Origin of the sequence: Myxococcus sp. MxC21-1, from assembly GCF_032612255.1 — a bacterium.
In the GTDB taxonomy this organism is placed as follows: domain Bacteria; phylum Myxococcota; class Myxococcia; order Myxococcales; family Myxococcaceae; genus Myxococcus; species Myxococcus virescens.
On the sequence record NZ_CP123278.1, the window covers coordinates 4,019,854 to 4,032,290 of the forward strand.

The 12,437-nt window shown below is 67.6% G+C and carries 8 protein-coding genes and 1 pseudogene; 6 read left to right on the forward strand and 3 right to left on the reverse strand.

Annotation, left to right across the window (positions count from 1 at the left end; translation table 11 throughout):
- The first annotated feature begins 28 nt into the window (after positions 1–28).
- Positions 29–1,475: pseudogene (gene menE, locus QEG98_RS18640) on the forward strand (o-succinylbenzoate--CoA ligase).
- 28 nt (positions 1,476–1,503) lie between these two features.
- On the opposite strand, the gene QEG98_RS18645 reads toward menE, so the two are convergent.
- On the reverse strand, positions 1,504–1,716 hold the full coding sequence (locus tag QEG98_RS18645) for a hypothetical protein (protein ID WP_090491451.1): 213 nt from the start codon (positions 1,714–1,716) through the stop codon (positions 1,504–1,506).
- Positions 1,717–2,208: 492 nt separating this feature from the next.
- Between QEG98_RS18645 and QEG98_RS18650 the strand changes: the two genes are divergently transcribed.
- The gene (locus QEG98_RS18650) at positions 2,209–3,834 is read left to right on the forward strand and encodes a bifunctional 3-(3-hydroxy-phenyl)propionate/3-hydroxycinnamic acid hydroxylase (protein ID WP_316567583.1); all 1,626 of its coding nucleotides are present in this window, start codon (positions 2,209–2,211) and stop codon (positions 3,832–3,834) included.
- A gap of 75 nt (positions 3,835–3,909) precedes the next feature.
- Here the strand turns inward: QEG98_RS18650 and QEG98_RS18655 are convergent, their stop codons facing one another.
- Together QEG98_RS18655 and QEG98_RS18660 are read right to left on the reverse strand one after the other, a co-directional pair.
- On the reverse strand, positions 3,910–4,656 hold the full coding sequence (locus QEG98_RS18655; RefSeq protein WP_244171933.1) for a hypothetical protein: 747 nt from the start codon (positions 4,654–4,656) through the stop codon (positions 3,910–3,912).
- Between the two features lie 5 nt (positions 4,657–4,661).
- Positions 4,662–6,938: a hypothetical protein gene (locus QEG98_RS18660; RefSeq protein ID WP_316567584.1), complete on the reverse strand. Its 2,277-nt coding sequence runs from the start codon at positions 6,936–6,938 to the stop codon at positions 4,662–4,664.
- 282 nt (positions 6,939–7,220) lie between these two features.
- Here QEG98_RS18660 and QEG98_RS18665 point away from each other — a divergent pair, with 282 nt between their 5' ends.
- The 4 genes from QEG98_RS18665 to sdhA all read left to right on the forward strand — a co-directional run bounded on the left by QEG98_RS18665 (position 7,221) and on the right by sdhA (position 12,426).
- Complete coding sequence (locus tag QEG98_RS18665; protein ID WP_316567585.1) at positions 7,221–7,772, forward strand: ATP-binding protein; 552 nt, start codon at positions 7,221–7,223, stop codon at positions 7,770–7,772.
- A gap of 278 nt (positions 7,773–8,050) precedes the next feature.
- The gene (icd, locus tag QEG98_RS18670) at positions 8,051–9,349 is read left to right on the forward strand and encodes an NADP-dependent isocitrate dehydrogenase (RefSeq protein WP_171439659.1); all 1,299 of its coding nucleotides are present in this window, start codon (positions 8,051–8,053) and stop codon (positions 9,347–9,349) included.
- A gap of 32 nt (positions 9,350–9,381) precedes the next feature.
- Positions 9,382–10,326, forward strand: coding sequence for a malate dehydrogenase (gene mdh / locus QEG98_RS18675; RefSeq protein WP_011553567.1), 945 nt, complete (start codon positions 9,382–9,384; stop codon positions 10,324–10,326).
- Positions 10,327–10,548: 222 nt separating this feature from the next.
- Positions 10,549–12,426 (forward strand): succinate dehydrogenase flavoprotein subunit, encoded by a 1,878-nt coding sequence (gene sdhA / locus QEG98_RS18680; protein WP_316567918.1) that lies wholly within the window; start codon positions 10,549–10,551, stop codon positions 12,424–12,426.
- The last annotated feature ends 11 nt before the right edge of the window (positions 12,427–12,437 follow it).

The window sequence follows — 12,437 nt, forward strand, 5'->3', positions numbered from 1 at the left end:
TCCGTTAATGAAGCCTCAAGGTGACGGAATGTCGGTCCTGCTGTGTCCCATTCGAGTAGGCGCTCGTCATCAGCCCCAGGCGGAGGCCCTGACGTTCGCGGGCCGCTCCTGGTCCTACGAAGCGCTGGATGCGGAAGTCTCCCGATGGGTTGCCGCACTCGAGGCGGAGGGCGTCGGCGCTTCGGACAGGGTGGCGTCGCTCGCGACGAACCACGTCGCCTCCGTGTGCCTCTTCTGGGCGCTGGGCCGGCTGGGCGCGGTGTTGGCGCCGCTCAATGCCCGGCTCACGTCCGCGGAGCTGGCGCCCATGGTGGAGGACATCCAGCCCCGTTTGAGCCTGGCGCTGGGAGCACTGGTGGAGCGGCTCCCTGGAGCCCGGCCACTCGAGTCCTTCGCGGAGGCCGGCTCCACGGGGTCTTCCACATGCCAGCCCCTGGAGGCGTCATCGCCCCGGGTCGTGCTCTTCACCAGCGGGACAACGGGCCGGCCCAAGGGCGCGGTCCTCACCGAAGGCAACTTCCGGGCGTCTTCACGAGCGTCGGCGGCCAACCTGGGGGCGCATCCAGCCTCGCGTTGGCTGGGCACATTGCCGCTCTTCCACGTGGGGGGCATCGCCATGCTCACTCGCACTGCCTACGAGGGAGGCTGCCTCGTCCTGCACGAACGCTTCGACGCCGATGCGGCCAACCGGGCCATCGATGGGGAGGGCGTGTCCCACGCAAGCCTCGTGGCTACGACGCTGGAGCGAATGCTGGACGCTCGAGGTGACCGGCGCATGCCGGACTCCTTCGCATGGGCGCTGATAGGCGGAGGTCCGGTGCCCGTGCCCCTCCTCGCACGAGCGAGGGCCGCGGGCCTGCGAGCCCTTCAGACGTACGGCCTGACGGAGGCCTGCTCACAAGTCACGACTGAGCGCCCGGACAATGCGGACGGCCGCACCGCTGGCGTCCCGTTGCCGGGAGTCGAGGTGCGCATCGTCGGCGTAGGGGGAAGTCCTCGGCGCGGGGGCGGAGGGCGACATCGAGGTGCGCGCGCCCACGGTGATGGCCGGGTACTGGCAGCGTCCGGAGGCCACCCAGGAGGCGGTTCGCGACGGCTGGCTGCGCACGAAGGACGTCGGTGTGCTGGATGGAGAGGGGCGGCTCACCGTGCTGTCACGCCGCACGGACCTCATCGTCCGAGGTGGGGAGAACATCTACCCCGCGGAGGTGGAAGCGGTACTCGTCAACCACCCCGCCGTGCAGGAAGCCGCCGTGGTGGGCTTCCCGGACGACCGCTGGGGCGAACTGCCCGTGGCCTTCGTCGCGCCGCGCCCGGGGCAGCCGCACCCCGGGGAAGAGGCACTGGCGGCGTGGTGCCGTCAGTCCCTGGCGGGCTTCAAGACGCCCGCGCGTTTCGTGTGGGTGGACGCGCTGCCTCGCAACGCCATGGGGAAGGTCGAGCGCACCGTCCTGAGACGGCACGCCCTCCGCTGACCCACGGGGGTGGGGCGGGCGCCCTGTCTCAGCACTCCGAGATCGGGTGGCCCCAGGGATTGGTCCGCGGGAACTGCCGCAGGACGGTGCTCAGCCGGCAGGTGGCCGACACGGTGGTGGCAGCCGCGGACCGACGGGAGGCCTGCGGGCCCCGGTGCTCGAAGGTGCCCAGTCGGGCCGCCTGCATCGCCAGCTGCTTTTCGACCTCCGGGGACCAACGGGAGAACTCAAGCCATTCCATGTGCGTGCTCCTTCGCGCCGCAGTGTTCGGGCACATCCGACCTCTTCAAGTCGCGAAAATCACGACGCCACGCGTTGAAGCTGGCGGTCAGTGGCGATTTCCCGACAAGGGTCGCCGTCTCAACCCGCGGACGTGGTCGCCATCTTTCAAAAGCCACTCTGGGATGTCGTGTTCCCGCGCGGCCGCCTGCCCTCCGAGGAGGGGCCTGCATTTCCTGCGCGGACCTGGGACACGTGGACATTCTTGCGTCGTCCGCGCCGTGCCCCCGGCGTGATTGCTGATACGGCTGCAACCTTTCACTCCCAAGGTCAAAACTCAAACATGCAAGGATTTCCACACCCGACGTTGAAGAGTTGAAGAGACAACGCAGGGGGAGGGTAGGGAATGACGCCGGCTTCCGAGTGAAAACAGGACATTCCAGGTCGTGGCTGATTTTGATATCGAAATGACTCAAAGGCAGCTCAGCACGCGTACTCGCAACGGGAGGGAGAGATGGCTCCGGAGTCCGTTGATGTCATCATCGTGGGCAGTGGTCCGGTGGGAGCGATGGCGGCGAACCTCCTGGGGCAGCAGGGGATTCGGACGCTGGTGGTGGAGCGTGAGGTCACGCCTCATGGCCAGTCCCGCGCCATCAGCGTGGATGACGAGGGCCAGCGCATCTTCCAGTCCGCGGGGCTGGTGGGCGACCTGGGCGCGGGCTTCTATCCGTGCAAGCGGCTGCAGTACCTGAATGACTCGCTGCGCTCGCTGGCGGAGGTGGACTTCACCCGGTTGGACCGGCCGTTCGGCTACGTGCCCGCGGCCTTCTTCCAGCAGCCGCGCATGGAGGCGGTGCTTCGGCAGGGCCTGAAGCGCTTCCCGCACGTGGACCTGTGGCTGGGCCACGAGGTGGAGTCCTTCGTCCAGGACGAAGACGGCGTCACCGCCCGCGTGAAGGAGGTCGCGGGGGAGCGTGCGGTCAACGTGCGCGCGCGCTTCCTGCTCGCGTGCGACGGCTCGCACAGCTCCATCCGCCGGCGGCTGGGCCTGAAGCTCGTGGGGACGACGGCGCTGGAGCACTCGCTGGCCATCACCGTGAAGACGTCCTCACCCGAGCCCGACTTCACCAGCTACCTGTGCGGCCCCGTGCGCCGGGGATTCATCGCGCGCACCGCGCCGAACGAGATTCGCTTCGACATCATCCTGGAGCCAGATGCGGACCTGAAGGCGGCGCGCTCGCCCGAGAACGTGCGGCGGCTGATCGGCTACTACCTGGACCCGGAATCGGTGGAGCTCGACTCCGTCAAGATCTTCTCGTACCACAGCCGCATGTCCGAGCAGTGGCGGGTGGGCCGCGTGTTCCTCCTGGGCGACGCGGCGCACCTGATGCCGCCCTTCCTGGGGCAGGGGCTCTGCGCGGGGCTCCGGGACGCGGCGAACCTGACCTGGAAGCTGGGGCTGGTGCTCGCGGGCGCGGCGGATGCGTCGCTGCTCGACACCTACGAGGAGGAGCGGCGTGGCCACGTGTCGGAGGTGATTCGCGGCTCGGACGCCATGGGCCGGGTGATGATGTCGGGCGGGCGGGTGATGGCTCGCGTCCGCAACGCGCTCATCCAGGTGATGTACCGGCTGCCGGTGACGGGCGACTTCATCCGCGACTACAAGGTGAAGCCGCAGATGCCGCTGCGCCGGGGCTTCATGCACGGCGCCCAACGCGCGAAGGGGGACGTGCCGGAAGGCTCCTACTTCCCGCAGCCGCGCGTGGAGCGGCCCGACGGAGAGACGGCGCTGCTGGATGACTGCCTGGGTGAGGGCTTCGTGGTGCTGACGCGTCCAGGCGCCTCCCAGGAGGCCCAGCGCGAGGCACGGGCCCTGGCGGACGAGCTCGGAGCACGCTGGTGGCAGCTGGCCGCGGCGGACCGCGCGGGAAATGGCGGGCCGGACACGCTGGTGGACCTGGACGGCCGGCTGGGCGCCTGGTTCGTGCAGTACGCGGCCGACCTCGTGGTGCTCCGGCCGGACCGCTACGTGTTCGGCATCGCAGGGGGTGGCAAGCGGGGCCACCTCCTGGGCTCGCTCAAGGGCCGCGTCCGCCCTCACTCGCGTCCGAATGGCGCGGAGGTCCGGCGGGCGGGCTGAAAGGCGGGGAACGGAAAAACAACAGGCGCCCGGGCCGGGGCGCCCTACGACCGCGAAGTGGGGCTGCGGGGAGGCTCAGGCCGCGGCGGCGGACTGGACCAGCTTCCCGGCGCGCTCCACGCAGTCGCCCATGAAGCGCAGGTAGATGTCGAGCGCGCTGGCACCCGTCTTGGCGATGATGGGCGCCTTGTCCGGCACCTGCGACAGGAGCTTGTTGAGCATCACCTCGTTGAGCGCGGTGTGACCCACGTCAATCTCCGTGTGCTCCTTGAGGAAGGACATGCCCTGGAGGATGTCCTCGCCACAGACGCGCTTGGCCTGCTCGAGAATCACGGGGCCGAGCACCGTCGACAGGCCCTCGATTTCGTACTCGATGGCCACCTGCGCGGCGGGCATCTCACCGGTGATGGTGTTCTCGTGAATCTCCCGGTACTCCTTCATCGCCTGCGTGGGCGGCTGGGCGATGAGCTCCTCGGCGTTCAGCTTGGGGTTGCGGCGCTCGTTCCACCGGGCCACCAGGTGCTTGGTGTCCTCGACCATCATCAGATGGTGGCCGGCCTCGTGCTTGGCGTGGGCGATGAGCTTCTGGCCCACGTCGTCCAGGCCCACCTTCACGGTGGCCTCACCGGCGCGGCGAATCCACCCGTCCACCGGCTCCGTCATGTAGACGCCCAGCGAGTTCCAGGTGATGAGGAAGGCCTCGAAGAGCGCGGGGTCCGCCTTGTCGTCCAGCAGCACCTTCAGCCGGGGATCCGTCTTGATGCGCTCACGGGTGGCAGTCAGGTTCGGTGTGTACAGCTCCTCCACGAGTTGCTTGCTCATGTTCATTACCCCTGGCGAGAGTTGGGCGCGCTTCGGCGCCCGATGGAGACTTCACTGATGTGTTCGAGATAGTCGGGGATCAACTTCGCGGAGATGATCCACATGTACGGGTCCGGACCTGCGTGAATCCCGGCTTCCTGTACGTACTGCCCACCGTCGTCCTCACAGAGATAGTGGAACGAACGGCGGTGGCGGGCGGCGTACCAACGGCGTGCCGCGTCCACCAGGGCGACGTAGGTGGAAGGCCCCGCGTCGCTCAGGGGGAACAGCCGTGCCATGTCGAGCAGGCTGTAGAGGTTGGTGCCCTGCTGGCCCAGCTCCAGGACAGCGGCGGCCAGGGCCACGCCGTTGCGGCGCGCGATGAGGACCTCGCGCTCGCGCTCCAGGCCAAAGGTGTTCCACTGTCCCTGCACCGCGCGCATGTCGATGCGGTCGCGCGTGAAGTCGAGCGCCTCCACGTAGCAGGAGGGACGCGAGTGGGCGATGTGGTCCGTCAGCAGCGTCAGCTCAGCGGACGTGGCGGGGCTGATGGTGATGCCCTCGTGCAGCCGGCCCGTCATCTCGGACGTGTAGACGTCCATCATGTGGACCTTGCGCGTGAAGGCCAGCTCCGGGTTCGCCGCCATGTGGCGCTCGCCGTAGCGGACGTGCGCGCGCGCGATCCACGGGTTGAGGCCCTCCACGTAGGCCACGGCCCAGCGGAAGTCGGCGTCGCTCTGCGGGTGCTCGAAGCAGCGCACGTACAGGTCGTGCATGATGCGGCCCGGCTCCAGCCCCTTGATGGCGGGCTTGCCCGGGCGCTTCGCCACCTGGTGTCCCATCCAGGTGTGCCGGTACGACTTCATGATGGACAGCGTCGCCTCGGGGCCGCGCTCGGACGGCCAGACGGCCTGGCAGAAGAGCTGCGGAACTTCCGCGGCGCGCTTGGCCATGTGGCTGAAGGCTTGCTTCAGCGCGTCGAATTCCTGAGAGGACTTGTTCGCCAGGCTGAAGAAGCCAGACAGCGTGAAGACATCCCAGAGCCCCTCTTCCTGCACGTCACTGGTGCAAGTGTTGGGATTGGTCGTCTGGGAGACGAAGCGCACCCAGCGCGCCTCGTCGGAAGAGTAGGGCGACACGCTCAGGCCACACAGCACGGTGCCGTCGGCGCGCACGCTGGTGACGTAGCGGATTTCACCGCGCAGGCTGATGGACTGGCCGTCCGGCGTGTGGAGCTCGAGCAGGGGCGGCAGCAGGCCCGGGAACAGCAGGTCCTCCGGGCGGCAGCGGATGCACATGCCGGAGAAGGACAGGTCCAACACCGCGCGCTCCAGCTCCCCCTGCTCGCGCCACAGCGGGTGGTGGAAGGTGACGCGCACGCCCTCGGGCGCGGGCGAGCGGCGGTGCCAGCGGTGACGGATGCGGAAGAGGACGTCGGGCAGCGGCGACGTGAAGCGCTGGCCGTCCGGCGTTCCCGCCTCCAGGCGCATGCGGTACGCGCTGTTGTGGCCGATGACGTCGATGTCGTAGGGCGCCTCGCCCCAGTCGGTCACCGGGTCCTCGGCGTGCCACTCCAGTTGCTCCGTCTCCGCGTTGTAGCGCTCCAACACCAGGCGGACGGTGCGGCCCATGCGGCGCAGCACACCCTTGTTGCCCGCGGTGCTGATGGCCAGGAGGATGGCGCGGATGCGCTCGGCCTCGTCGATGGTGTCCTGCACCGGAAGGGCAGACGCGGCCGGCTCCGCGACGCCACGCTTCAGCGCGTCCGCCAGCAGTGCCAGGATTTGACGGCCCTGCTCCAGGGAGACGTTCGCCAGCTGCAGCCCCACCGGGGACCCGGCCGTCTCCGCGTCCGTGCGGATGAAGGCGCCCCGGATGGGGCCCAGCGTCACGCCACAGCCGGACAGATAGACGGGCAGGCTGCGCGCGTCGGAGGTGTCCACCTCACCCTGGGGCATCACCCACACCACGGTGGGGCTCAGCCGCGTCACCACGCCAATGGCGCCATCCAGCGTGCCCACGGAGCAGGTGATGGCATCCGCGCCCGTCCCGTGCAGGGAGTAGCCCGAATCATCCAGCGCGGCCTCGGCGGGCGGCAGCGGAATCACGTTGAACAGCGCGTCACGGCTGCGGAACTCGACCGACCGACGGTCGGAGAGCGGGTTTCCCCCTTCCATAATCAGGCGCCCCCTTCTCCGGTGCTGAGGAACCCCTGATGCAGTCGTCGAAATTGCAAGCACGGTTGTTCCTCCCTGCTCCAGCGGTGCTGCGTTAGGCGGCGAATCGCTATAGGTCCGCATCATACGGATTTCCGGGGAACAGTCAAATCGGATTTGTGCAGTCAGGCTGTTTTCTGGCGGGCGGAATGGACGTCCCTGGGTCGTAGGTGACAGCAGTCCACTTCCAAGTCTTACGAAGCGATTCGCCGCGACGGCACACTCATACGGCCAAGATGCTGCGCGGCTGTAATGTCATAAGTCTGGCAGGCTGTGCGTACTTTCTCGCAGTGAAATGGCGTTCGTCAGACCCGCTCGTTAGAGTTCCCTCAGTCCAGCGAGCGGGAGGTGTGAGGGATGAGTGCTGTCGTGAGCGCTGTGGGAGGAACGCAGGCGTTGGAGCAATTCCAAGCGCCTGTTCACGGTCGCGCCGCGGGCCTGATGCCGGTGGACTCGCCAGACGTACTCCGGGTGGATGTCGCGGAGGTCGTTGGCGGCGCGGTGGAGCTCCTCTCAGTCACGCGCCGCTTGCGAGGAGTGCATGTTTCCCTGGAGCTTCCAGAGGATCCGGTCCCCGCTAATGTTAGTCACCGGCGGCTGCAGCAGGTGCTGCTGCTGTTGTTGGCGCACGCGGCGGATGCGTCGAACGGGCAGGGCGTTCGTGTGATGGTGGATTCCGCTGACGACTTCGGGGACCTGCCGCCCCGCTTCCAGGTCCAGGTCGCGGGGGCGTCGCTGTCCTCGCGGGAACTCCAGGCTGTCTTCCTGTCGCCCATGTTGGTCGGGCCGCTGCACCGCAAGCTGGCCCGGGCCCGGGAGCTGACGGAGTCCATGGGTGGCACCTTGGAGGTGGCCAGCAGCGCGGCCGCCGGCATCACCGTGACGGTGGAGTTGCCCGCGCCGGGGATGTCCAGCTGGTAGTCCGGGCGGGCCGCCATGCCCGCCGCTGATCCACGACTTGAAGAGGAAGAGGAGGGCGGGCCGCCAGTGCCTGGCCCTCCTTTTTCGTTGGGCCGCCGGGGAGGCCGGCCGCATCGTTTCGTGCTCGCGCGGAGGCCGGCCGTTATTCCGCGCCCGGCCATTGGCTCCGATAAGTCGTTCCGCGTGAGCCCGTGGCCAAACTCCTTGACGTCGCGGGGCGGGTTCTCGACTATCCCCCGCCGATTCTTACACGGTCACACCTTCTCAGGAGCACATCCATGGCGCCCCCGTCATCCGGAGAAAAGATCTCCCTGCAGAGCGGCAAGCTGTCCGTCCCGGACAACCCGATCATCCCCTACATCGAGGGCGACGGCACCGGCCGCGACATCTGGCGTGCGTCCCAGGCGGTGTTCGACGCCGCGGTGGAGAAGGCCTACAAGGGCAAGAAGAAGATCGCCTGGTACGAAGTCCTGGCCGGCGAGAAGTCCTTCAAGGCGGTCAACAACTGGCTGCCCGATGAGACGGTCGAGGCGTTCCGCACCTATCTGGTGGGCATCAAGGGCCCCCTGACGACGCCCGTGGGCGGCGGCATCCGGTCGCTGAACGTGGCCCTGCGGCAGATGCTGGACCTGTACGTCTGTCTGCGCCCCGTGCGCTACTTCAAGGGCGTGCCGAGCCCGGTGAAGACGCCGGACAAGGTCGACATGACCATCTTCCGTGAGAACACGGAAGACATCTACGCGGGCATCGAGTTCGAGGCCGGCACGGCCGCCGCGGAGAAGTTCCTGGGCCTGCTGAAGCAGGAGTTCCCGAAGGAGTTCGGGAAGATCCGCTTCCCGTCCGACGTGGGTCTGGGCATCAAGCCGGTGTCCCACGAGGGCAGCGACCGGCTGATCCGCGCCGCCATCCAGTACGCCGTGGACCACAAGCGCAAGAGCGTCACGCTGGTCCACAAGGGCAACATCATGAAGTTCACCGAGGGCGCCTTCCGCAAGTGGGGCTACGAGCTGGCCGCCCGGGAGTTCGGTGACAAGGTCTACACCTGGGACCAGTGGGAGGCCACCAAGGCCGCCAAGGGCGAGGAGGCCGCCAACGCGGAGCAGAAGGCCGCCCTGGCCGCCGGGAAGATCCTGATCAAGGACTCCATCGCGGACATCACCCTGCAGCAGGTCCTCACCCGTCCGGATGAGTTCGACGTCATCGCCACGCTGAACCTCAACGGTGACTACCTGTCGGACGCGCTGGCGGCGCAGGTGGGCGGCATCGGCATCGCGCCAGGCGGCAACATCAACTACGTCACGGGCCACGCGGTGTTCGAGGCCACGCACGGCACGGCGCCCAAGTACGCCGACCAGGACAAGGTGAACCCGGGCTCGGTCATCCTCTCCGGTGAGATGATGTTCCGGCACCTGGGCTGGCACGAGGCGGCCGACCTGATGATCCAGGGCATGGACCGCGCCATCGCCAGCAAGACGGTGACCTACGACTTCGCCCGCCTGATGAAGCAGGAAGGGCAGAGCGGCGTTTCCGAGGTCAAGTGCTCCGAGTTCGGGCAGGCCATCATCAAGAACATGTAGTCCCCGGTCGGGGATCTGGAAGAGGCGAATCCATGGCTCAGAATGGCAAGAAGAAGATCGGCCTCATCGGCGGCGGTCAGATCGGCGGCAACCTGGCGCTGCTCGCCGTGCAGAAGTCGCTCGGTGACGTGGTGCTGTACGACATCCCGGCGGCCGAGGGTCTGGTCAAGGGCAAGGCGCTGGACATCAACCAGCTGGCCGCGGTCGACGGCTACGACTGCCGCGTGAAGGGCACCACGGACTGGAAGGACGTGGCCGGCTCGGACGTGATCATCATCACGGCCGGCATGCCCCGCAAGCCGGGCATGTCCCGCGAGGACCTGCTCGAGATCAACCTGAAGATCATGACGGACGTGGCGGGCAACATCAAGCAGCACGCCCCCAACGCCTTCGTCATCAACGTGGCCAACCCGCTGGACGCGATGGTGTTCGCGCTCCACAAGATCGCCGGTCTGCCCAAGCACATGGTCGCAGGCATGGCGGGCGTGCTGGACACCAGCCGCTTCAAGTGCTTCGTCGCCGAGGCGCTCGGCTGTTCCATCCGCGACGTGGAGGCCCTGGTGCTGGGCGGCCACGGCGACGACATGGTCCCGCTCGTCCGTCACAGCACGGTGGGCGGCGTGCCTCTGACGGAGCTGATCGCCAAGGACAAGCTGGACGCCATCATCAAGCGCACCCGTGAGGGCGGCGCGGAGCTGGTCGGTCTGTACAAGACGGGCAGCGCCTACTTCGGTCCTGCGGCGTCCGCCATCGCCATGGCGGAGAGCTTCCTGCAGGACCGCAAGCGCGTGCTGCCGGCCGCCGCCCTCCTGGAGGGCCAGTACGGCATCAACGGTTACTTCTTCGGCGTCCCCGTGCAGATCGGCGCGGGCGGCGTGGAGAAGATCCACACCGTCGAGCTGAACGACGGTGAGAAGGCCGAGCTGGAGAAGTCCTTCCAGTCGGTCAAGAAGACGGTCGACTCGGTCAAGCTGTAGTCGCTGGACAGTCACGTGCGGCCCGCTGGGGAAACCCGGCGGGCCCTGTGCCTGATGCTGTGGATGACGCGGGCTAATTGCCCCGGACGCCATCGTTGCAGCGCGTTTTCACCAAGTTAACTAGCCTGTAGAACTCGCACGGGACGTCCGGGCCCTGGCGCGCCACCTGGCGGGCCGGCTCAACCGAGCAGTGTCCGATGTCCGGCAGTCAAGGAGATGATGATGGCACCAGCAGCGCGGTTCACGGTGGTGGGCGGCGGCCTCGCCGGGCTGATGACGACGATCAAGCTCGCGGAGGCGGGCCACCAGGTGGATGTGCTCTCGCTCGTCCCGGTGAAGCGTTCCCACTCCGTTTGTGCCCAGGGCGGCATCAACGGCGCGGTGAACACCAAGGGCGAAGGCGACCACCCGGACATCCACGTGAAGGACACGCTGCGCGGCGGCGACTTCCTCGCGGAGCAGGTTTCGGTGAAGGGCATGTGTCATGCCGCGCCCGGCATCATCTACCTGTTGGATCGCATGGGCGTGACGTTCAACCGCACGCCGGAAGGTCTGCTGGACTTCCGCCGCTTCGGCGGCACGCTGCACCACCGCACGGCCTTCGCCGGCGCCACCACCGGCCAGCAGCTGCTCTACGCGCTGGACGAGCAGGTCCGCCGCTATGAGGCCGAGGGCAAGGTCACCAAGTACGAGTATTGGGAGTGGCTTGGCACGGTGAAGGACGACAACGGGCGCTGCATCGGCAGCGTGGCCGTCGACCTGCGCACCATGGAGATCCGCACCTTCCCGGCCGAGGCCGTCTGCCTGGCCACGGGTGGCCCGGGCATCGTCTTCGGACGCTCCACCAACTCCATCATCAACACCGGCACCGCCGCGGGCCGCGCCTACATGGAGGGCGCGCACTACGCCAACGGTGAGTTCATCCAGGTGCACCCGACGTCGATTCCGGGCGAGGACAAGCTCCGCCTGATGAGCGAGTCGGTGCGTGGAGAGGGCGGCCGGGTCTGGGTGCCCCGCAAGAAGGGCGACACGCGGGCGCCTCAGCAGATCCCCGAGGCGGAGCGCTGGTACTTCCTGGAAGAGAAGTACCCCAAGTACAAGAACCTGGTGCCGCGCGACGTGGCCACCCGCGAGATCTTCATGGTCTGCCGCGAGCTGGGCATGGGCATCAACGGCCGGGACGGCGTGTACCTGGACGTCACGCACATCCCCGCGCCGGTGCTGGACGCCAAGATCAAGGGCGTCATGGAGATCTACGAGAAGTTCGTCGGTGACGACCCGCGCAAGGTGCCCATGGTCATCTTCCCGGGCATGCACTACTCCATGGGCGGCCTGTACGTGAACTTCGAGGCCGACCCGAAGACGCTGACGCCGGCCGAGGGCAGCCCCAAGAACCAGTCCACCACCATCCCTGGCCTCTACGCCGCGGGCGAGGCGGACTACGCCTTCCACGGCGCGAACCGCCTGGGCGCGAACTCGCTGCTGTCGTGCATCTACTCCGGCATGATTGGCGGTCCGGCCATGGCGTCCTTCGCCAAGAGCCAGGGCACCAGCGCCGCGGCGATGCCGGAGAAGCACTTCCAGGCCGCCAGGCAGTACTGGCAGGACCGCTTCGCCACCATGCTCAAGATGAGCGGCCCGGAGAACCCGTATGGGCTCGCCAAGGAGCTGGGCGACACCATGACGGAGAACTGCACCGTCGTGCGCTACAACGACCGTCTGAAGAAGACGATCGAGAAGATCCGCGAGCTCAAGGAGCGTTGGAAGAACGTCAACGTGCTGGACACGGGCAACGTGGCCAACCGCGCGCTGTCGTACACCAACCAGCTGTGGAACATGTTCGAGCTGGGTGAGGTCATCGCGACCAGCGCGCTGCTCCGCGACGAGAGCCGCGGCGCCCACTACAAGCCGGACTTCTCGCTGCCCGAACCGAAGACGAAGGACCCGACGCAGGACCCGGAGTGGATGAGCCTGTGGCGTGCGCGCCACGAGAAGTGGGCGAAGACGACCATCGCGACGTACAGCGAGGCCGGCCCGAAGATCCACTACGAGGACATCCCCACGCCCGTGCTTGACCCCGAGCCGCGCTGGTACGCCTGAGACGGGAACCA